We start from the raw sequence: 21,606 nt of genomic DNA, 5'->3' as shown, positions 1-21,606 counted from the left end.
TACGGGGCGGGCGGGCCAGACACGGCATGCCCGTCCCGTAGGGTTCATTCCTGTGGAAAACGCAGATCACGGCTCCGAGGTGCCGGAGGAGTCTGCGCCCATACCGCTCACCGAACCCGCTGGGGGTACCCCACCGGTCGTCGCCGATGTCGCCGCGCTACGCGAGGCGTGTCGGCGGCTGGCCGAGGGAAGCGGCTCCGTCGCCGTGGACACCGAGCGCGCGTCCGGCTACCGGTACTGGCCGAAGGCATACCTGGTGCAGATCCGGCGCGAGGGCGCCGGCACGTTCCTCGTCGATCCCATTCCGCTTCGCGACGAGCTCGCGCCTCTGGCCGACGTGCTCGGCACGACCGAGTGGGTGCTGCACGCCGCGTCCCAGGACCTGCCGTGCCTTGACGAACTGGACCTGCGCCCGCCTTCGCTTTTCGACACCGAGCTGGCCGGACGCCTCGCCGGATACGAGCGCGTCGCGCTGGGCACGCTCGTCGAGGCACTACTCGGCTACCAGCTCGAAAAAGGCCACAGCGCCGCCGACTGGTCGAAGCGGCCCCTTCCGCAGGACTGGCTCAACTACGCGGCGCTGGACGTCGAGCTGCTGGTCCCGCTGCGGGAGAAACTGGAAGCAGAGCTGTCGGCACAGGGCAAGCTGGAGTGGGCGCGGCAGGAGTTCGAAGCCGTCCGGCTCGCTCCGGCCCCCGCGCCGAGGGCCGAGCCATGGCGGCGGACCTCGGGCATCCACAAGATCCGCACCGCGCGGGGACTCGCCGCGGTCAGGGCGCTGTGGGAGGCCCGTGACGAGCTGGCCCGCAAGCGTGACCGGGCTCCGAGCCGGATCCTGCCGGACAGCGCCATCGTCAACGCGGTGCTCTCCGACGCGCGTACCGCGACCGACCTGCAAGCACTACCGGTGTTCGGTGGCAGGGTGCAGCGCAGATACACCAGCAACTGGCTGCGGCACTTGCAGGCCTCGCGCACCCTCCCGCAGAGCGAGCTACCGAGCCCGTCGGTGCCCAACGACGGACCGCCTCCACCCAACCGGTGGGCCGACAAGGACCCCGACGCGGCGGCCCGGCTCGCGGCGGCACGGGCGGCGCTGACCGGCATCGCCGAGCATCACCGGCTACCCGTGGAGAACCTGCTGCTTCCCGACCTGCTGCGGCGCACCTGCTGGCGGCCGCCCGACGACCGCTCCCCCGAGGGGGTCGCCGCCGTACTGGCCGAGCACGGCGCCCGGCCGTGGCAGATCGAGCTGACCGCGAACGAGATCAGCAAAGCCCTGCACGTTCAGGCGTGACGACGGCCCCCCTTCGCGGCCACTCGTCAGGGGTACGATGGCGGTTACCGATCGGTAACAAGGGTTATCGTGCGGTATCTCGTCATCGACATCCGCGAAGGAGCACCCTGTGGCCGCACCTGTGCGCAACGTGGCTTTCGTCGAAGGGGTCCGAACTCCGTTCGGCAAGGCCGGCGACAAGGGGATCTACGCCAGCACCCGCGCCGACGACCTCATTGTCAAGGTCATCCGCGAACTGCTGCGCAGGCATCCCGGACTTCCTCCCGAACGCATCGACGACGTCGCCGTCGCCGCTACCACGCAGACCGGCGATCAGGGACTGACCATCGGCCGCACGGCCGCGCTGCTCGCCGGGCTCCCCAAGTCGGTACCCGGCTTCGCCATCGACCGCATGTGCGCCGGCGCGATGACCGCGGTCACCACCACGGCAGGCGGCATCGCGTTCGGTGCCTACGACGTCGTCATCGCGGGCGGCGTCGAGCACATGGGCCGTCATCCCATGGGCGAGGGCGTCGACCCCAACCCCCGTTTCCTCACCGACAAGCTCGTCGATCCTTCCGCGCTGGTCATGGGTCAAACGGCGGAGAACCTTCACGACCGGTTCCCCGCGATCACCAGGCAGCGCGCCGACAGTTTCGCCGTGAACAGTCAGGAGCGGTTCGCCGACGCCGTGAAGCGAGGCAGGATCGGGCCCGAGCTGGTGCCGGTCGCCACGCGGCACCCCGAGCTGGGCTGGGGGCTGGCCACCGAGGACGAGCCCCCTCGTCCCGGCACGACGCTGGAAGGGCTGGCCGGGCTCAAGACTCCGTTCCGGCCGCACGGAAGGGTCACCGCGGGCAACGCGGCAGGGCTCAACGACGGGGCGACCGGCGCGATCCTCGCCGAGGAGAACACCGCCCGCGAACTCGGGCTTCCGGTCGGCATGCGGCTGGTCGGCTACGCCTTCGCCGGTGTCGACCCCGAGGTGATGGGCGTCGGCCCGGTCCCCGCGACGGAGAAGGCGCTGGCCAAGGCGGGGCTTTCGATTTCCGACATCGGGCTTTTCGAGATCAACGAGGCGTTCGCGGTCCAGGTGCTCGCCTTCCTCGACCACTTCGGCATCGACCAGGAGGACCCGAGGGTCAACCCGTGGGGCGGGGCCATCGCCTGTGGTCACCCGCTGGCCTCCTCGGGCGTGCGGCTCATGACGCAGCTCTCGCGCCAGTTCGCCGAGCGCCCCGACGTGAGGTACGGCATCACCACCATGTGCATCGGTATCGGCATGGGCGGAACGGTCATCTGGGAGAACCCCGCCTGGGAGGGACACAAGTGATTACCGCTGAGCAAGCCGAGGCAGCGTTCCCCGACGAGGTCGTGACCAGCGCCGTCACCCGGCTGGTCTCCGTACCCGGCCTTGCCGGCCGGGTCGCGCTGATCACCATCGACAACGGCCACGACCACACCAGGCCCTCGACATTCGGCCCACAGGGCCTGGTGAGCCTGAACACCGCGATCGAGCAGGCATTCGCCGCGGAACCGGTCGCGATCGCGGTCACCGGCAAGCCGTTCGTCTTCGCGGTGGGCGCCGACCTCTCCGGTGTCGAGCAGATCGCCGACCCCGAGGTGGCGCACCTGATCGCCGAGACGGGGCACGAGGTGTTCCGCAAGCTCACCGAATCGGACATCCCCACGTTCGCGTTCGTCAACGGCGCGGTCATGGGCGGCGGCCTCGAATTGGCGTTGTCCTGCCATTTCCGCACCCTTGCCGACAACGCGGCCGCGATCTCCTTTCCCGAGGTCTTCCTCGGTCTTTTCCCAGGCTGGGGCGGAACCCAGCTGCTGCCGAACCTCATCGGCGCCGACGACGCCGTGACCGTCATCGTCGAGAACGCGCTCAATCAGAACCGGATGCTCAAACCAGCGCGGGCCGCTGAGCTCGGCATCGTCGACGAACTGTTCGGCTCGGCCGACTTCCTCGAACAGTCGCTGCTGTGGCTGGCCAAGGTCGTGCGCGGCGAGGTGAGGCCGCACCGCCGCGAGATCGAAAGGGGCCGGGCCTGGGATGCCGCCATCGCGCGGGCCACCTCGCTCGTCGACGGCAAGACCAAGGGCGCCTCCCCCGGCGCCAGCAAAGCCGTCGAACTGCTCGCGCTTGCCCGTGAGGCCGACCTCGGCACCGGCTACGCCGCCGAGACCGAGGCGCTCGCCGAGCTGCTGCTGTCCGACACCCTCCGCGCCGGGCTGTACTCGTTCAACCTCGTCAACAAGCGCGCGAAGCGGCCTGCCGGTGCGCCGGACCGGGGACTGGCGAGACCGGTCGGCAAGGTCGGTGTCGTCGGAGCGGGGCTCATGGCGAGCCAGATGGCGCTGTTGTTCGTGCGCAGGCTCAAGGTTCCCGTCGTCCTCACCGACGTCGACCAGTCGAGAATCGACAACGGCGTGTCCTATGTGCACGGTGAGATCGACAAGCTGCTCGGCAAGAAGCGGATCTCGCCCGACGAGGCCAACCGGCTCACCGCACTGGTGTCCGGTTCGCTCGACAAGGCCGCTTTCGCCGACGCCGACTTCGTGATCGAGGCCGTCTTCGAGAACATGGGCGTCAAGCAGCAGGTGTTCGCCGAACTCGAAGAGCACGTGCGGCCGGAGACGATTCTGGCGACCAACACCTCGTCGCTGTCGATCACGGAGATGGCCTCCAAGCTCCAGCACCCCGAACGGGTCGTCGGCTTCCACTTCTTCAACCCGGTGGCCGTGATGCCGCTGCTGGAGATCGTGCGCGCCGAGCACACCGACGACGCGAGCCTCGCCACCGCGTTCGCGCTCGGCAAGCAACTGAAGAAGTCGAGCGTGCTCGTTCAGGACGCGCCCGCGTTCGTGGTCAACAGGCTGCTGCTGCGCTTCCTCGGCGAAGTACTGACCGCCGTCGACGAGGGAACGCCCTTCGAGGTGGCCGACAACGCGCTCGACCCACTCGGCCTCCCCATGTCGCCGCTGGTGCTGATGCAGCTCGTGGGGCCTGCCATCGCGCTGCACGTCGGAGAGACGCTGCACGAGGCGTTCCCCGACCGGTTCCCGGTCAGCGACAACCTCGCCAGGTTCGTGCGATCGGGCAAGACCGCGGTGTGGCAATGGGACTCCGAGGGCAACCAGACCGTCGATCCCGAGGTCGCGGAGTTGTGGGAGCGGGGAGAGCGGCCTTCGACGGCGGAGCAGGTGCGCGACCGCGCGCTCGCCGCGATCGCCGACGAGATCCGGATCATGCTCGACGAGGGCGTCGTGGCCGAGGCGCAGGACATCGACCTGTGCCTGATCCTCGGCGCGGGCTGGCCGTTCTGGCTCGGCGGCATCACCCCCTACCTCGACCGCACGGGCGTGTCCCAGCGCGTCACCGAAGCGCCGTTCCTCGCCGAGGGGGTCGCCTCCGTGCCGAAGCGCTGAGTCAGGTGCCGCCCGCCGCGGCGGGCGGCACCTGACTCAGGCGAGGGTGTCGGGGTCGGGGCCGAGTCGCAGGCCCTCGTCGAGGGCCGCGATGGCCGCCAGGTCCGGTTCGTCGAGCGCGAAGCCGTCGAGGTCGAAGTTCTCGGCGATCCGGCGCGGGGTCACCGACTTCGGGATCGCGATGGTGCCGAGGTCGATGTGCCAGCGCAACACGACCTGAGCAGGTGTCTTGCCGTGTTTCGCGGCGATGGCGCCGATGACCTCGTCGCCGTCGAGCCGCGTGCCGCCGCGCGCGATGGGGCTCCACGCCTCGGTGGCGATGCCGTGTGCCGCGTGGAATTCCCGCAGCGGCGCCTGCTGTAGCCACGGGTGCAGTTCGATCTGATTGACCGCAGGGGTGACTCCCGTCTCGTCGATCAGCCGCTGGAGATGCGGGATCTGGAAGTTCGAGACCCCGATCGCGCGTGCCCTGCCGTCCCCCGCGATCTTCTCCAGCGCTCGCCACGTCTCGACATAGGTGTCGCGGCTGGGAACCGGCCAGTGGATCAGGTAGAGATCGACGTAGTCGAGGCCGAGTTCCCGCAGGCTCGCATCGAAAGCGGCCAGCGCGGCGTCGTGGCCCTGATCGGTGTTCCACAGCTTGGTGGTGAGGAACACCTCCTCACGCGGCAGACCTGAGGTGGTGACGGCTTCGCCGACGGCACGCTCGTTTCGGTACAAGGTCGCGGTGTCAATGCTCCTGTAGCCGGCTTCGAACGCGGTGAGCACCGCGCTCGTCGCCTCGGCGCCGGGGATCTTGTAGACGCCGAATCCGAGCTGGGGCATGCGGACGCCGTTGTTGAGTTCGACCTGATCGACCATGCCCCGACGGTAACCCGCTACCCGGCGACGGGCAGCCGCACCGTGACCGAGAGCCCACCACCGACAACGGGTTCGGCGCCGACGATGCCACCGTGTGCCTGCACGGCCGCCCGCACGATCGACAGCCCGAGCCCCGCGCCCGACCTCGCGGTACGCGCGACTCCCGCCCTGCGAAACGGTTCGAACAACCCGCTGACCGTCGCCGGGTCGATGAGCGGTCCCGACGAGCGCACCGACAACGTGGCCCACCTCGCGTCGGACCGGATGGTGACCTCAAGCCAGCCACCGTCCACGTTGTGCCGCACGGCGTTCTCCAGCAGGTTGCCCGCCACCCGCTCCAGCAACGCGGAATCGCCGACGGTCTTGGCCCGCGCGGTGTGGAACTCCGCGCGCACGGCCCGCTTTCCCGCCTCGGCCTCGACAGCGCGCCACGCGCTGTCGACGACACCGGCGAGGTCGACCTGCTCGGTCAGCATCAGCCCCGCGCCATCGGTGCGAGCCAGCAGCAACAGCGAGCCGACAAGCTGTTCGGCGCGTTCGGTCGCGTCCCGCACCACGGCGGCCATCCTGCGCAATTCGGCCTCGTCGGCGTGCTCGTCGGACAGCGTCACGTCCAGTTCCGTGCGGATCACCGACAACGGGGTGCGCAGCTCGTGGCTGGCATTGGCGACGAAGTGCCGCTGCGCCTCGAACGCGGCCTGGAGCCGGTCGAGCATCGCGTCGAACGTATGCGCCAGTTCGGCCAGTTCGTCCCGCGTGCTGATCTCACCGATGCGCTCGCCGAGCGATTCGACCGAAAGCCGCTGTGCCGTGCCGGTGATCTCCCTCAGCGGCAGCAGCACGCGCGAGGTGAAGGTCCAGGCGAGAATGCCCGCCGCCGCGACGACGAAACAGAACGCGGCGGCACCGGCGATGAGCACCCTGCGGGTGGCATGCTCCCGCAGGTAGTCGGCCAGCGCGGTGGCTTCGACGTCGACGCCGTCGACCCGCACCACGGTGCCAGGCGGCATCTGCGGCACCGCGGAGACCGCGTCACCGACGAGTGTCCACGCCAGCCACAACAGCAGGAGACTGACCACCGCGACCAGCCCGGTGGCAAGCACGGTGATTCTGGCCCGCAGACTGCGCGCGGGGATGCCTCGCCACGGGCTCACCCGCTGAGCGAACCAGATCCCGAACTCGTGCTGGAGCCCGGCACCCGATAACCCGAGCCAACCACCGTCTCGATGATGCCGGGCTCACCGAGCTTCTTGCGCAGGGTCATCACGGTGACCCGCACCGTGGTGGTGAAGGGGTCGGCGTTCTCGTCCCACACGCGTTCGAGCAGGTCTTCGCTGCTGACGACCGCGCCACCCGCCGAGAGCAGCACCTCAAGCACCCCGAACTCCTTGCGGGTCAGCTCGACCAGCTCACCCGACCTGCGCACGGTGCGTTTCGAGGGGTCGAGTTCGACATCGCCCGCGGTCAGCACCGGCGGGGCGGCGGGAGTCGCTCTCCTGCCGAGCGCCCGGACCCTCGCCACCAGCTCGGGGAACGCGAACGGCTTGGCGAGATAGTCGTCGGCACCGAGGGACAGGCCCTCGACACGGTCGGACACCGCACCACTCGCGGTGAGCATGAGCACTCTGGTCAGCTCGCCGGACGTGACGATCTCCTTGCAGAGCTCGTCGCCGGACATACCCGGCAGATCCCGGTCGAGCAGCACCACGTCGTACCGCGTGATGGACGCCTTCTCGTGCCCGTCGTCACCATTGAGGGCGACGTCGACGGCCATGCCCTCTCGCCGCAGGCCGCGCGCGATCGCCTCGGCCAGCGGTTCCTCGTCTTCGACTACCAATACCCGCACGTCAACACCGTGTCACAATTTCCTGAGAAGTGCCTATGTGAAGAATGTGTAGTCATTCTATGCGGGTTCGGCGGCAGCCTCGGATCCACTCCCCCGGACCCCTCCGGGGGTGACACGGGCGGGGTCGCCCTGAGCCCGGCGAACCAACCGGGCCGCCGGACGCGGAGCCGGGTATTTCACCAGCCGACACCCCGAATGAATCCATTGTGGACAATGCGGAAATTCCCCCGGCGCCGGGCGGCAAAGTGCCGCATCCGTTGCGCCATACGGAGCACCGGCATCGTCCACGTGTGTGGGCTCACCGCTTCCCGAAACGGAACAGCGCACATATGTGAATTTGCCGGATCTCCCATTCCAGGGCCGCTTCTGTGATACCACCGTCCGGTGATTCCGGATGAGAGGCCGCGAGATGACCGAACACGGCGAACCATGCCCCACCCCCGCCGACGTTCCCGACCGGGAAGAGCAGGACATCGGCCACTACGTCGGACGGCTTTACCACTGCCTCTACGCCGACCTCAGCCTCCCGCCCGCCACCGTGCCCGGCGCGGCCCGGTGGCGGGAAGACCGGCCGGACCGGCCGTGAACCGAGGTGGTCAGTCCTGTGTGGACTGAGTCGTCTCGACGGCCGCGCCCTCCGGGGCCTGCTGCCCGCCGATCCGCGTCGCGGCCCATTCGGTGATCCGGCGCGCCACGTCCTGCGCCGTCAGCCCCACCTCGCTGAGCACCTCGTCGCGCGTGCCCTGCGCGTGGAACCGTTGCGGCACACCGATGTCCCGCAACGGAACATCACAGTCGGCGTCCCGCAGAACCGACGCGAACGCGGACCCGAATCCACCGTGCCGCCCGCTGTCCTCGACCGTCACCACGAGCCGGTGCCGCCGCGCGAGCCCGGTCAGTTCCTCCGGCACCGGAAGCACCCAGCGCGGGTCGACGACCGTCACGCCGATGCCCTGGTCGGCGAGCCGGTCGGCGACGGCGAGCCCGAGCCCTCCGAAGGCACCGACCGCCACGAGCAGCACGTCGTCGTCCTCACCGGACCGCAGGACGTCCACGGTGCCGAGCCGCTCCACGGCGGGGACGGACTCGATGACGCTGCCCCGCGAGAACCGCAGCGCGGTCGGCCCGTCGCCGACGGCGACGGCCTCTCGCAACTCCTCCCGCAGCGTCTCGGCGTCCCTCGGCGCCGCCACCCGCATTCCGGGAACCATGCCCAGCAGGGACAGATCCCACATGCCGTGATGGCTGGGGCCGTCGGGACCGGTGATACCCGCGCGGTCGAGCACGAGCGTGACCGGCAGCTCGTGCAGGGCGACATCCATCAGCACCTGGTCGAACGCCCTGTTCAGGAACGTCGAGTACACCGCGACCACCGGGTGCAGGCCCGCCGTCGCGAGACCCGCGGCCGAGGTCACCGCGTGCTGCTCGGCGATACCGACGTCGAACCAGCGATCGGGATGGGCCTCGGCGAAGGCGTGCAACCCGGTGGAGCGCAGCATCGCCGCCGTGACCGCAACCAGATCGTCCCGTTCGGCCCCCAGCCGCACCAGTTCCTTGCCGAACACCGACGTCCAGCTCGGCCCCTTCACAGGGGGAAGCCCAGTCCGCGGGTCGACCGGATCGGTCTGGTGCATCTGATCGGCCTCGTGGTTCACCGCCGGCGGGTAACCATGCCCCTTCTCGGTGACCACGTGCACGATGACCGGACCACCGAAGGTCCTCGCGCTGTGCAACGCCTTCTCCAGCGCGGCGAGATCGTGTCCGTCGACCGGGCCGAAGTACTTGAGCCCGAGGTCGGAGAACATCACCTGCGGGCTGAGCGCGTCCTTGATACCGGCCTTCGCGGCGTGCAGCGCGGTGTACAACGGCTTGCCGACGACGGGCGTGTGCTGCAACAACTCCCTGCCACCGTCGAGCAGCCGCTCGTAGCCGGGGCGAAGGCGCAGCGAGGCGAGGTGTTCGGCGAGGCCGCCGATCGTCGGCGAATACGACCGGCCGTTGTCGTTGACGACGAGGACGACCGGATGGTCCGGTTTGGCCGCGATGTTGTTCAGCGCCTCCCAGCACATGCCACCGGTGAGCGCGCCATCGCCGACGACCGCGACGGCATGACGTCCGCCACCCGCGAGCTGGAACGCCGACGCGAGGCCATCGGCATAGGACAGTGCCGTCGAGGCGTGGCTGTTCTCGATGACGTCGTGCTCGCTCTCGGACCTCGCCGGATAGCCCGCGATGCCGCCCTGCTGGCGAAGCTGGTCGAAACCATCCGCGCGGCCGGTGACGATCTTGTGCACGTACGCCTGGTGCCCGACGTCGAAGAGGATCGCGTCGGCAGGTGAGTCGAAGACCCTGTGCAGCGCGAGCGTCAACTCGACGACGCCGAGGTTGGGGCCGAGATGCCCACCGGTCTTGCACACCTTGTCCACGAGGAACTGCCTGATCTCGCCGGCGAGAACGCCGAGCTGATCGTGGTTCATCCGCTTCAAGTCAGCCGGTTCACGCACGGACTCCAGCAGCGTCACGTTTCACCTCACCTGTTCGCCTCACCCATCGATACAGGGCTGTCGAACAAGTCTAGGAGACAGCGGAAATCGGCACCGCATCCGGCAACCACCGCACGGTTTTGCCCGGTGGGCCACCCGGCTCACCTGGCCACGCGGATGAGGGCATTCTCACTGGATGTGACGGCAACCGCGCCTCACCGAGGTCACCGTCGGTGACCGCGACTGCCGTCGATCGGGCAAGCGAAACAACCCCGATGGCGCGGAGACGGGTGTCCCGTAGGATTCCGCGCGCCCCGACAGCACGCCGAGGAGAGTGGATGGCGAACGTATTCATCGGCGGGACCTGGACCCCCGTCCGGCACGGCAGCACCCGGCGGATCCACTGCCCCGCCGACGGTTCGCTCGTCGGCACCGTCGCCGAAGGCGGCAGGGAAGACACCGAGGCCGCGATCGCGGCGGCACGCGCGTGTTTCGACGAGGGCACGTGGGCCTCGACGGCCGCCACCTCGCGAGGCGATCTGCTGCTGCGGACCGCCGAGCTGATCGAAAGGGACGCCGCGGCCTTCGCCCGCGCCGAATCGCTCGACACCGGCAAGCGCCTCGTCGAGAGCGAATACGACATGGCCGACGTCATCTCCTGCCTGCGCTACTACGGCAAGCTCGCCGGGTCCTCGGCGGGGAGAGTCGTCGACACCGGCGACCCGGACACGTTCAGCCGCGTCGTCCACGAGCCCGTCGGCGTGTGCGGACTGATCACGCCGTGGAACTACCCGCTGCTCCAGGTGGCGTGGAAGGTCGCACCCGCGCTGGCTGCCGGAAACACGTTCGTTCTCAAGCCGAGTGAGCTCACGCCGCACACCGCGATCCTGCTCATGGACGCGCTTGCCGAGGCGGGGTTGCCCCCTGGCGCCGGCAACCTCGTGCTCGGCGCCGGAGCAGAGGCAGGCGCGCCGCTTGCCGAGCATCCCGACGTCGATCTGGTTTCCTTCACCGGCGGGCTCGGCACGGGGCGGCGCATCGCCGCCGCCGCGGCGGCCACCGTCAAGAAGGTCGCGCTCGAACTCGGTGGCAAGAACCCCAACGTCGTCTTCGCCGACGCCGACTTCGACACCGCCGTCGACTACGCGCTCACCGCGATCTTCCTGCACTCGGGTCAGGTGTGCTCAGCGGGCTCCCGGCTCATCGTGCAGGACGGCATTCGCGACGCCTTCGTCGACGAGGTGGTCCGCAGGGCGGAGACCATCCGGCTCGGCGGGCCGTTCGACGAGGAAGCGGAGACGGGGCCGCTGATCTCGGCCGGGCACAGGGACAAGGTCGAGAGCTATGTCGCCGCCGCGCTCGCCGAGGGCGCGACGCTGCGCACCGGAGGGCGCAGGCCCGCCGAGGCCCGGCTCGCCGACGGTTACTACTACCTGCCCACCGTGCTCGACGACGTGGCACGTGGCGGAACGGCCGTGACCGAGGAGTCGTTCGGGCCGGTGCTGACGGTCGAGACCTTCCAGGACGAGGACGAGGCCGTGCGGATCGCCAACGACACGCACTACGGCCTCGCCGGAGCGGTATTCACCTCGGATGCCGGGCGCGCCCAACGCGTCGCGGGCAGGCTGCGGCACGGAACGGTGTGGATCAACGACTTCCACCCTTACCTGCCGCAGGCGGAATGGGGTGGGTACAAGCAGTCCGGCTTCGGGAGGGAATTGGGGCCGTCCGGGCTTGCCGAGTACCAGGAAGTGAAGCACATCTACCAGAACCTGCGCCCGAAGCCGCTGCGCTGGTTCGCCGGAGGAGCCTAGCCGCCCGCGCGCGGCCCGCGCCGGTCGTGCGCGCGGGTCGTGCGCGAGTCCCCCGCCCAGGACGCCGAGATCCGCGTTCGGGACGGCGAGATCCGCGTCCAGGGCGCGCAAACCGGCATCCGAGTGCTGCGGAACCCTCGCCGACATGCGCGAAACCCGTGGCGGCGCACCGCGTTCCGCACGGGTAACGCGATTGGCTTTCGTGATCCTGGTGGCATGGCTTCAGGCTTCGCGTTCCCGCGAGCGCGGTTGCGGACGTCACCGGCGCGAACGCAGCACTCGACGGCCTGAGCGCAGCACTTGGCACCCTGAGCGCGGAACTCGACGGCCTGGGCGCAGCACTCGACGACGTGAGCGGGGGACTCGCGCGGCTCTCGTCAGGGACGCTGCCACAGCGGACGCATGGCGTCGCGCACCTCGGCCAGCAGTTCCCGCATCGCCTCCTCCGCGATGTCGGCCCTGCCGTCGGCCACCGCGTGCGCCACGGATTCGTGCAAAGCCAGCGCCTCCGGCACCGGCTGGTGCGGCATCAGCCCCAACTGGGTCCTCCCCCGCAGCACCACGGCCACGACGTCGGCGAGCGCGCCGAACATCTCGTTGCCACTGGATCTCAGCAGCAGCGTGTGGAAGGCGATGTCGTATTCGAGGAACTCGTCGAGCCTGCCGGCCTCACCCAGACCTCGCATCCCATCGGCGACCTCGACGACTCTGGCCCGCTCGGCGCCGGAGGCGCTGCGCGCGGCCGCCGCAGCGGCCAGCGGTTCGATCGCGATCCGCAGTTCGGTGAGCGACCGCAGTTGCGCGTCCCGCCCCGACCCGGACAGCCGCCACCAGATGACCCTCGGGTCGAACACGTTCCAGGATTCGGGCGTCCGTACCGTGATCCCGACCCGCCTGCGCGACCGCACGAGCCCCATCGATTCGAGGATGCGCATGGTTTCCCTCGCCACGGTGCGGGAAACGGCGAAGCGGTCCTGAATTCCCTCCAGCGTGAGGACATCGCCCGCCGCCAGTTTGCCGCAGGTGATGTCGAGACCGATCGTGTCGAGCACCGTGCTGTGCAACACGGCGACCTCGACCGCCGCCCTGCCGTCTTCCCGCCTCGCCATCTCAGCGGGCCGTCCCGGCCCGGACTTGGTCACGTCTGCTCTTCTCCACTGGTGATCGCGTCCGCTCACGGACACCGCACGCCGCCCAAAAACCCCTCTCAGCCTATCCCGAGCCCGCTCTTCCCTCGCTCCCCAATTGGTGTTATCTTTCGGCGCCAAAGATAGTACCTTTAAGTCGAGGAGCGGGGTATGGCGACGACCTGCCTGGTCGTGATGGGTGTGTCGGGCGCGGGCAAGACCACCATCGCCGAGCTGCTTGCCGAGCGACTCGGCTGGCAGCTCGCCGAAGCCGACGAGTTCCACCCCGAGGCCAACATCGACAAGATGTCGGCAGGCATCCCGCTCACCGACGCCGACCGCGCGCCCTGGCTGGCGGCGATCCGGGACTGGATCACCACGAAGGACGCGCTGGGGCGCGACACCGTCGTCACGTGTTCGGCGCTGAAACGCTCCTACCGCGCGATTCTCGGCGAGGCGGAGTCGCGGGTACGGTTCGTCTTCCTCAGCGGCGGCACCGAGCTGATCGCGAGCAGACTGTCGCGGCGTTCCGGGCACTTCATGCCTCCGGACCTGCTCGGCTCCCAGGTCGGCGACCTGGAACCGCTCGCGGCTGACGAAGACGGCATCACCGTCGACATCTCCGCACCACCTTCCGAGATCGCCGATACCGCGCTGCGCGAGCTCGGCCTCCCGTAACCGGCACCAAAACCCGTCCCCTACTCACCGGAAAACACGAGCAACGGAGCTGTTGTATGGAAACCGAAGAGTGGACCCAGACTCTCGGCGCGGGACCACTGCTCGGGATCGCGGCCGGCGCGATCGCCGTGCTGTTGTTCCTGATCATCACTTTGCGAGTTCACGCGTTCCTCGCGCTGGTGGTCGTCAGCGCCGCCACCGCGTTCGCGACCGGCATCCCGGCCGGAGACGTGATCGACACGCTGACCGAAGGCTTCGGCTCGACGCTGGCCAGCGTGGCGCTGCTCGTCGGGCTCGGCGCCATCCTCGGCAGGCTGGTCGAGGTCAGCGGCGGCGCGCAAACCCTCACCGACGCGCTCATCCGGAGATTCGGCGAGCAGCGCGCACCGTTCGCGCTCGGTATCGCCTCACTGCTGTTCGGATTCCCGATCTTCTTCGACGCCGGGCTCGTGGTGATGCTGCCGATCGTGTTCGCCGTCGCCCGCAGGCTCGGTGGCGGTGTCCTGCGCTACGGCCTTCCCGCCGCGGGCGCGTTCTCCGTGATGCACATCTACGTGCCCCCACACCCTGGACCGGTCGCGGCGAGCGGGCTGCTCCAGGCCGACGTGGGTCTCGTCATCTTGTTCGGTCTCCTCATCGCAATCCCCACCTGGTTCCTCACCAGCTACCTCTACGGCCTGTGGATCGGCCGCAAGCTGGTTCTGCCGGTTCCCGACCTGCTCTCCGGCGGCGAGCAGGAGGAAGACAAGCAGGACCCGCCCAAGCCGGCGACCGTCGTGGCGATGCTGCTGCTGCCGCTGGTACTGATCTTCGCCGACACCGGGCTCAACACGGCGGGCGAAGCCGGCTGGGTCGACAGCCAGGCGAGCTGGTTCAACGTCGCGAGGGCCATTGGATCGACGCCGATCGCGTTGCTCATCACCGTGTTCGTCGCGAGCTACGTGCTCGGCACGCGGCGCGGGCAGGGCAAGGAGATGCTGGAGAAGCTGGTCGACTCCGCGCTGGGCCCGGTCTGCTCGATCATCCTCATCACCGGTGCGGGCGGCATGTTCGGCGGAGTGCTTCGCGCCAGCGGGATCGGCGACGCGCTGTCCGACGCGATGGCCGACCTCGGCCTTCCGGTGATCGTGGCCGCCTACCTGATCGCCACGGTGCTGCGCATCGCGCAGGGCTCGGCGACCGTCGCGCTGACCACCGCGGCCGGGCTCGTGCAGCCGATCGTGCTCACCGGCGGCTTCAACAGCGTCGAGGTGGTGGCGCTGGTGCTCGCGCTCGCCGCGGGTTCGGTGACGGCGGGCCACGTCAACGATTCCGGTTTCTGGCTGGTCGGCCGGTTCTTCGGCATGGACGTCAAGACCACGCTGAAGACCTGGACCGTCATGCAGACCACCATCGGCCTGATGGGCTTCGGGCTGGCCAGCCTGCTGTTCGTCATCGCTTAGCACCGGGGAGCAACCATGACATCCAGCCTGTTCGACCTGACCGGGAAGCTCGCGCTCGTCACCGGAAGCAGCCGTGGCATCGGCAATGCCATCGCGCGAGGACTCGCCGAAGCCGGAGCGACCGTCGTGCTCAACGGAAGAGACGAGGGCACGCTCGCCGCCGCCCGCGCGGCGCTGGGCTCGAACGCGGAAGCGCTTGCCTTCGACGTGACCGACGAAGCCGCCGTCACGGCGGCCGTCGGCGAACTCACCGAGCGGCACGGCGGGGTCGACATCCTGGTCAACAACGCGGCTTTCCAGCACAGGCAGCCGCTGCTTGAGCTTCCGCTGGCCCAGTGGGAATCGGTGCTGCGCACGGATCTCACGAGCGCGTTCGTCGTGGGAAGGGCCGTCGCGGGCGGCATGATCGAGCGTGGCGGCGGGAAGATCATCAACATCTGTTCGGTGCAGTCGGAGCTGGCGCGGCCCTCGATCGCCGCCTACACGGCCGCCAAGGGCGGGCTGCGCAATCTCACCCGCGCGATGACCGCGGAATGGGCCCCGCACGGGGTGCGGGTCAACGGGCTCGCACCCGGCTACTTCGACACCGAACTGACCTCGGCGCTGGTGGCCGATACCGGATTCAGCGCGTGGGTCACCGGAAGGACACCGGCGGGGCGCTGGGGCGAGGTGCGTGATCTCGTCGGCCCCTCGGTCTTCCTCGCGTCGGCGGCGTCGGACTTCGTCACCGGTCAGGTGCTCTACGTCGACGGCGGAATGACCGCGGTCGTCTGAGCGGCGAACGAGGAAAGGCAGGTACGGCAAGCATGTGCGAGGCGCTGGTCGCCCGTGGCGCGGGCGACATCAGGATCGAACGGCGCGCCGTGAAGGAGCCCGCACCGCACGAGGCCGTCGTCGCCGTCGGCTACGGCGGCATCTGCGGTTCGGATCTGCACTACTGGTCGCACGGCGCGGTCGGCGAGTCGGTGTTGCGCGCGCCCATGGTGCTGGGACACGAGGTCGCGGGCCACGTGCTCAGCGCCGCGGCCGACGGGTCCGGTCCCGCCGAGGGTACCGCGGTTGCCGTTCACCCCGCCTCTCCCTGCGGCGGCTGCGATTACTGTGCCGCCGGGAGGGCGAGCCTGTGCCCGCGCACGTCCTATCTGGGCTCGGCGGCACGCGTCCCGCACACCGACGGCGCGCTGGCGCAACGGTTCGTGGTGACGGCAGGCCGGTTGCTGCCACTGCCGGACACGGTGCCCGTGCGGAAGGGCGCGCTCGCCGAACCCGCTTCAGTCGCATGGCACGCGGTGTCGAGAGCGGGCGAGGTGAAGGGAAAGCGGGTGCTGGTCGTCGGCGCGGGACCGATCGGCGCGCTCGTTGTCGCCGTGCTGCGGCGCGCGGGAGCGGGCGAGATCGTGGTGACCGACCTGCACGAGCGGCCGGTACGGATCGCCGGGCTGCTGGGCGCGACGACGGGTTTCACCGGACCTCCGCCCCCGGGACTCGACGCCGAGGTGGCCATCGAATCGTCCGGCTCCCCCTCGGGGGTCGCGACGGCGGTGGCGGGGCTGCGCCGCGGTGGGCACCTGGTATTGCTCGGACTTCCCCCGAAGCCGGAACAGCCGTTTCCCGCCGGGCTCGTCGCGACGAGAGAACTCACGATCGCCGGCTCGTTCCGTTTCCACACCGAGATGGCCGAGGTGATCGCGGCTCTCGGGGACGGGTCACTCGACGTGGAACCGGTGATCAGCCACGAATTTCCGTTGCGGGAAGCGGAAACCGCGTTCGCGGTGGCCGCCGACCCTTCGGCGTCGGGCAAGGTGCTGCTGCGCTGCTAGTACGACCGGCTCAGCAGCGCGACACACTCGACGTGGTGGGTCATCGGGAAGGCGTCGAACGCGCGCAGTTCCCGTAGTGAGTAGCCGTGGCCCGCGAACGTGGCGACATCGCGGGCCAGCGCGGCCGGATCGCACGCGACGTACACGACGCGGTGCGCTTCGGCTGCCGCGATGGCGTCGACGACCTGTTTGCCCGCGCCCTTGCGCGGCGGATCGAGGACGACGACGTCCACCTGTTCCTCCAGTGTGGACAGTACGTGTTCGACTCTCCCGCAACGCCAGCCGACCTGAGGAAGATCAGCCAGGTTGGACTCGCCGTCGGCGACGGCCCTCCTGCCGGATTCGACGGCGAGCACGGAACCCTCCTCGCCGACCTGTCCGGCGAGGACGGACGCGAAAATGCCGACTCCCGCGTAGAGATCCCACGCCCGCTGTCCCGGCGAGGCGGCGGCCCACTCCCCCACCACCCCGGCTAGCGCGTCGGCAGCGGCGGGATGGCCCTGCCAGAAACCGTGCGAGGACAACCGCCAGCTCCGGCCCGCGGCCCGCTCCTTCGCCACCCCGCCCTTGAGCTGCCGGGTGTCCTGGCGAAGGTGGACACGGCCCGCGCCGTCCTCGGTGACCTCGATCTCGCTGCCCCTGCGCCACGTGCGGGACAACACCGCCCCTGCCGCTTCCGGCATCGTGATCGGGCAGTCGTCCAGCGGGATCACGCGATGGCTGTGATGGGCGCGCAATCCCGCTTTTCCGCCCTCACCGGCGACGAACCTGGTGCGGGTGCGCCAGCGCAACGGAGCCGGCCGCAACTCCTCCACCGTGACCGGCCAGGTGATTCCCGCCAGTCGTTGAAGCTGCTCGGCGACGACATCGGCCTTGAGCGCCCTCGCGGCTTCCGGGGTGGCGTGCTGCCAGTCGCAGCCGCCGCACAGTCCTGGCCCAGCCGAAGGGCACGGTGGTTCGACCCGGTCCGGCGAGGGGCGCAGTACGCGCACCGCGTCCGCGCGGCAGAACGACTTTCCCTTGTCCTCGGTGACTTCGGCGACGACGAGCTCGCCGGGCAGCGCATGCCGGACGAAGACCACCCGCCCGTCCACTCTGGACACGCAGTGTCCTCCGTGCGCGACGGAACCCACTTCGAGTTCCAGCCTGCGGCCTGCCCAGTTCTCACTCACGTACCCGAATCCTGACTCTTGCCGCTGTCGTTGCCGTCGCTCGGCTCGCCGGGACCGCGCGGAGGGCCGGACAGCCCGCGCCGCACATCACCCGCGCGTGGCCGGGCCTGCTCCGCTCTCATGGAGACCCGCTTCGACGATTCGAGTTGCCACGGCACGCTGGTCACCATCACCCGAGACTGGAACAATAGCCTGCCCTTGAGCCGCAGTGCGCTGTGGTTGTGCAGAAGCTGCTCCCACCAGCGGCCCACGACGTACTCGGGGATGAACACGGTCACCACGTTGCGCGGATGACCGCCCCTGATCCGCTTGACGTAGTCGAGAACCGGCCTGGTGATCTCGCGGTAGGGCGACTCGACGACCTTCAGCGGAATCGAGATCCCGCGCTTGTCCCACGCGGCCACCAGCTTCCTGGTGTCGGCGTCGTCCACGTTGACCGTCACCGCCTCCAGCACGTCGGGGCGGGTCGCCTTGGCGTAGGCCAGCGCCCGCAGCGCGGGCCGGTGAAGCTGGGACACCAGCACGATCGCGTGATTGCGCGCGGGAAGGGTCACCTGTTCGCCCTCGGCCTCCTTGAGCTCGGCGGCGACCCGGTCGTAGTGCTTGCGGATGGCACCCATCAGGAAGTAGACCGCGGCCATGGCGACGATGGAGATCCACGCGCCAGCCAGGAACTTGGTGACGAGGATGACCACGAGCACGGAGGCGGTCATGACGAGACCGAGCGTGTTGACGGTCTGCGCCCTGCGCATCGCACGCCGCGCCGAGGGGTCGTTTTCCGTGCGCAGCAACCGGTTCCAGTGCCGGATCATGCCGCTCTGGCTGAGCACGAACGACACGAACACCCCGACGATGTAAAGCTGGATGAGACTGGTCACCTCGGCGTCGAACGCGATCACCAGCACGATCGCGAATCCGGCCAGGAACAGGATGCCGTTGCTGAAAGCCAGCCGGTCGCCCCTGGTGTGCAGCTGCCGTGGCAGGAACCGGTCCTGCGCGAGAATCGAGCCCAGCACGGGAAAACCGTTGAACGCGGTGTTGGCGGCGAGCACGAGGATAAGGCCGGTGAAGAAGATGACGTACCAGACGGCGGGAGGGAAACCGGCGAACACCGCGCCGGCGAGCTGGGCGACGAGTGTCTTCTGCTCGTAGCCCTCCGGCGCGTTGACGAGCTGGTGCGCGGGATCGTCAGCCATCACCACGCCGGTGAGGTTCGCAAGGAACAGCAGGCCGAGGAACATGGTGATGGCGAGCGTTCCCATGAGCAGCAGGGTGGTCGCCGCGTTGCGGCCCTTGGGTTTGCGGAAGGCGGGAACACCGTTGGCGATCGCCTCGACACCGGTCAGCGCGGCGCTGCCCGATGAGAAGGCACGCAGGATCAGGAACGCGAAACCGAGCCCAGCGAGGTGTTGTTCCTCTGCGACGAGTTCGAAACCGGCGCTCTCGGCCCGCGGAGTCTCGCCGAGCACGAAGGCACTGAAGGCTCCCCAGCCGATCATCACCAGTATCCCGGTGACGAAGGCATAGGTGGGAATCGCGAACGCGGTACCCGATTCCCGTACCCCGCGCAGATTGACGGCCATCAGCAACAGGATCGCCACGATGGCGAACTCCACCTTGTGGGTGGCCACGAACGGAACGGCCGAGCCGATGTTGGCCGCGGCGGAGGCGATGGAGACCGCGACGGTGAGGATGTAGTCGACGAGCAGCGCGCTGCCGACGGCAAGGCCCCACCTCGGCCCGTGGTTGACGGTGGCGACCTCGTAATCGCCACCACCCGAGGTGTATGCCTTGACGTTCTGCCGGTAGGACGCGACGACGGTCGCCATGACGATCGCGACGGCCAGGCCGATCCACGGGCTGTAGACGTAGGCCGAGGCACCCGCGACGGAGAGCACCAGCAGGATCTCCTCCGGCGCGTAGGCGACCGACGACATCGGGTCGGACGCGAACACCGGAAGCGCGATCCGCTTCGGCAGCAGCGTGTGCGCGAGGCGGTCGCTGCGGAAGGGGCGGCCCAGCAGGAGCCGTTTCGTCACGGTGGCGAACTTGGGCACGGCAGGAGCGTAATCGGCGACGGGGTGAGCACCGTGCGGACGTGACCACTTCCGCACGCTTCGTCGTGCCCGCCGCCCGGGGAAACGGCACAATTCGGAAAATGCGGCATCGGTCGCCAAGAGACCGGAAAATGACGGTATCGCCGGATTTCACCGCTTTCCGGATTCCGGGAAAGCGGTGAAAGGACGATTGGGCTCACCGGCGCGCCACTGGTGCCCGTCGCGGGGTAGGTTCTGCGCGAGCACAGGACCGCGAAACGGAGGAGGCACGGCGTGTACGTGGTGATCATGGGATGCGGCAGGGTCGGCGCCTCCCTCGCCGCGGCGCTGGAACGGCTCGGTCACGAGGTCGCCGTCATCGACAGGGACAGGGACGCCTTCCGCAGGCTCGGCAGCGACTTCCACGGCAGGCAGGTGGTCGGGATGGGCTTCGACAGGCAGGTGCTCACCGAGGCGGGCCTCGGCAGGGCCGGCGCCTTCGCCGCGGTCTCCAGCGGGGACAACTCCAACATCATCTCCGCGAGGGTCGCGCGCGAGACCTTCGGCGTCGAGCACGTGGTCGCCCGCATCTACGACCCCAAACGCGCGGCCGTCTACGAACGGCTCGGAATCCCCACGGTCGCCACCGTCCCGTGGACGACCGACCGGTTCCTGCGGACCCTGCTCCCCGGCGGGGTCGCCACGTCGTGGCGCGACCCCAGCGGAACGGTGGCACTGCTGCAGTTGCCGCTGCACGAGGATTGGGTCGGTTCCAGCGTGCGGGAACTGGAGGCCGCGACGGGATCGCGAGTCGCGTTCATCATGCGATTCGGAACCGGGGTGCTACCGGACGCGAAAACGGTGCTCCAGGCCGACGACGACGTGTACGTCGCGGCGCGCTCCGGCACCGTCAGCGACGTCACCAGCATCGCGGCCAAGGCACCCGAGGAGGAGAACTGATGCGGGTCGCCATCGCGGGCGCGGGCGCGGTCGGCCGTTCGATCGCGGCCGAACTGGTCGAAGCGGGCCACACGGTGATGCTCATCGAACGGCAGTCGGAACAGTTCATCCCCGACAGCGTCGAGCAGGCCGACTGGGTGCTCGGCGACGCCTGTGAAGTGTCGACGCTTGAGGAATCCGGCATCGAACGCTGCGACGTCGTGATCGCGGCGACCGGAGACGACAAAGCCAACCTCGTCGTCTCGCTGCTTGCCAAAACGGAGTTCGCGGTGCGCAGGGTCGTGGCCAGGGTCAACAACCCCGCCAACGAATGGCTGTTCAACGAAAGCTGGGGCGTCGACGTCGCGGTGTCGACCCCGCGCATGCTGGCGGCGATGGTCGAGGAAGCGGTCAGCGTCGGCGATCTCGTCCGGCTGATGACCTTCCGGCAGAGCCAGGCCAACCTGGTCGAACTGACACTGCCCCCGGACACGCCGCTGGCAGGCAAACCGGTGCGGGATCTCGCGCTGCCGAAGGACGCCGCGCTCGTCACGATCCTGCGCGGCGAACGAGTCATCGTGCCACAACCCGACGATCCGCTCGAAGGGGGAGACGAACTGCTGTTCGTCTCCCCCTCCGATGTGGAACCACAGATCAGGACGGCACTCGGCTACTGA

18 protein-coding genes are annotated in these 21,606 nt (G+C 69.2%); 11 read left to right on the top strand and 7 right to left on the bottom strand.

The window, feature by feature from the left end:
- Positions 1-52: 52 nt before the first annotated feature.
- The 3 genes from BAY61_RS11365 to BAY61_RS11355 all read left to right on the top strand — a co-directional run bounded on the left by BAY61_RS11365 (position 53) and on the right by BAY61_RS11355 (position 4,711).
- Positions 53-1,294: a ribonuclease D gene (locus tag BAY61_RS11365; protein WP_091796105.1), complete on the top strand. Its 1,242-nt coding sequence runs from the start codon at positions 53-55 to the stop codon at positions 1,292-1,294.
- 121 nt (positions 1,295-1,415) lie between these two features.
- Entirely contained in the window at positions 1,416-2,606 is a 1,191-nt protein-coding gene (locus BAY61_RS11360) for a thiolase family protein (RefSeq protein WP_091798705.1), read from the top strand.
- Positions 2,603-4,711, top strand: coding sequence for a 3-hydroxyacyl-CoA dehydrogenase NAD-binding domain-containing protein (locus tag BAY61_RS11355; RefSeq protein WP_091796100.1), 2,109 nt, complete (start codon positions 2,603-2,605; stop codon positions 4,709-4,711). Before BAY61_RS11360 ends, BAY61_RS11355 begins: the two co-directional genes overlap by 4 nt.
- A gap of 36 nt (positions 4,712-4,747) precedes the next feature.
- Here BAY61_RS11355 and BAY61_RS11350 read toward each other — a convergent pair whose 3' ends face one another.
- The 3 genes from BAY61_RS11350 to BAY61_RS11340 are packed head-to-tail and all read right to left on the bottom strand — an operon-like array spanning position 4,748 to position 7,418.
- On the bottom strand, positions 4,748-5,572 hold the full coding sequence (locus BAY61_RS11350) for an aldo/keto reductase (RefSeq protein WP_091796097.1): 825 nt from the start codon (positions 5,570-5,572) through the stop codon (positions 4,748-4,750).
- Between the two features lie 17 nt (positions 5,573-5,589).
- A complete protein-coding gene (locus tag BAY61_RS11345; RefSeq protein WP_170140036.1) occupies positions 5,590-6,726 on the bottom strand; it encodes a sensor histidine kinase in 1,137 nt (378 codons plus the stop codon).
- On the bottom strand, positions 6,723-7,418 hold the full coding sequence (locus BAY61_RS11340) for a response regulator transcription factor (RefSeq protein ID WP_170140037.1): 696 nt from the start codon (positions 7,416-7,418) through the stop codon (positions 6,723-6,725). Before BAY61_RS11340 ends, BAY61_RS11345 begins: the two co-directional genes overlap by 4 nt.
- Positions 7,419-7,812: 394 nt before the next feature.
- Between BAY61_RS11340 and BAY61_RS32825 the strand changes: the two genes are divergently transcribed.
- The gene (locus BAY61_RS32825; protein WP_143021315.1) at positions 7,813-8,004 is read left to right on the top strand and encodes a hypothetical protein; all 192 of its coding nucleotides are present in this window, start codon (positions 7,813-7,815) and stop codon (positions 8,002-8,004) included.
- A 10-nt stretch (positions 8,005-8,014) separates the two neighbouring features.
- Here the strand turns inward: BAY61_RS32825 and dxs are convergent, their stop codons facing one another.
- Complete coding sequence (dxs, locus tag BAY61_RS11335; RefSeq protein WP_091796094.1) at positions 8,015-9,940, bottom strand: 1-deoxy-D-xylulose-5-phosphate synthase; 1,926 nt, start codon at positions 9,938-9,940, stop codon at positions 8,015-8,017.
- 299 nt (positions 9,941-10,239) lie between these two features.
- Between dxs and BAY61_RS11330 the strand changes: the two genes are divergently transcribed.
- Entirely contained in the window at positions 10,240-11,715 is a 1,476-nt protein-coding gene (locus tag BAY61_RS11330; RefSeq protein ID WP_091796091.1) for an aldehyde dehydrogenase family protein, read from the top strand.
- Between the two features lie 377 nt (positions 11,716-12,092).
- On the opposite strand, the gene BAY61_RS11325 is transcribed toward BAY61_RS11330, so the two are convergent.
- Positions 12,093-12,824, bottom strand: coding sequence for a FadR/GntR family transcriptional regulator (locus tag BAY61_RS11325; protein ID WP_091796088.1), 732 nt, complete (start codon positions 12,822-12,824; stop codon positions 12,093-12,095).
- Between the two features lie 189 nt (positions 12,825-13,013).
- Here BAY61_RS11325 and BAY61_RS11320 point away from each other — a divergent pair, with 189 nt between their 5' ends.
- The 4 genes from BAY61_RS11320 to BAY61_RS11305 are packed head-to-tail and all read left to right on the top strand — an operon-like array spanning position 13,014 to position 16,782.
- Positions 13,014-13,520, top strand: coding sequence for a gluconokinase (locus BAY61_RS11320; RefSeq protein ID WP_091796085.1), 507 nt, complete (start codon positions 13,014-13,016; stop codon positions 13,518-13,520).
- Positions 13,521-13,576: 56 nt separating this feature from the next.
- The gene (locus BAY61_RS11315; protein WP_091796083.1) at positions 13,577-14,962 is read left to right on the top strand and encodes a GntP family permease; all 1,386 of its coding nucleotides are present in this window, start codon (positions 13,577-13,579) and stop codon (positions 14,960-14,962) included.
- A 15-nt stretch (positions 14,963-14,977) separates the two neighbouring features.
- Positions 14,978-15,736 carry a glucose 1-dehydrogenase gene (locus BAY61_RS11310; RefSeq protein WP_091796080.1) on the top strand — a complete coding sequence of 253 codons (759 nt, stop codon included), beginning with the start codon at positions 14,978-14,980 and terminating at the stop codon, positions 15,734-15,736.
- Positions 15,737-15,768: 32 nt separating this feature from the next.
- Complete coding sequence (locus BAY61_RS11305; protein WP_091796077.1) at positions 15,769-16,782, top strand: L-idonate 5-dehydrogenase; 1,014 nt, start codon at positions 15,769-15,771, stop codon at positions 16,780-16,782.
- On the opposite strand, the gene BAY61_RS11300 is transcribed toward BAY61_RS11305, so the two are convergent.
- Both BAY61_RS11300 and BAY61_RS11295 read right to left on the bottom strand, forming a co-directional pair.
- Positions 16,779-17,954 (bottom strand): class I SAM-dependent RNA methyltransferase, encoded by a 1,176-nt coding sequence (locus BAY61_RS11300; protein WP_091796074.1) that lies wholly within the window; start codon positions 17,952-17,954, stop codon positions 16,779-16,781. The genes BAY61_RS11305 and BAY61_RS11300 overlap by 4 nt on opposite strands.
- A complete protein-coding gene (locus BAY61_RS11295) occupies positions 17,951-20,011 on the bottom strand; it encodes an APC family permease (protein ID WP_091796071.1) in 2,061 nt (686 codons plus the stop codon). The genes BAY61_RS11300 and BAY61_RS11295 overlap by 4 nt, the downstream gene beginning before the upstream one ends.
- Positions 20,012-20,284: 273 nt before the next feature.
- On the opposite strand from BAY61_RS11295, the gene BAY61_RS11290 reads away from it, so the two are divergent.
- Both BAY61_RS11290 and BAY61_RS11285 read left to right on the top strand, forming a co-directional pair.
- Positions 20,285-20,950 carry a potassium channel family protein gene (locus BAY61_RS11290; RefSeq protein ID WP_091796068.1) on the top strand — a complete coding sequence of 222 codons (666 nt, stop codon included), beginning with the start codon at positions 20,285-20,287 and terminating at the stop codon, positions 20,948-20,950.
- On the top strand, positions 20,950-21,606 hold the full coding sequence (locus tag BAY61_RS11285) for a potassium channel family protein (RefSeq protein WP_091796064.1): 657 nt from the start codon (positions 20,950-20,952) through the stop codon (positions 21,604-21,606). The genes BAY61_RS11290 and BAY61_RS11285 overlap by 1 nt, the downstream gene beginning before the upstream one ends.

Origin of the sequence: Prauserella marina (genome assembly GCF_002240355.1) — a bacterium.
Lineage (GTDB): Bacteria > Actinomycetota > Actinomycetes > Mycobacteriales > Pseudonocardiaceae > Prauserella_A > Prauserella_A marina.
Note: the sequence above shows the minus strand (reverse complement) of the source record. Positions and strands in the feature narration are given on the sequence as shown.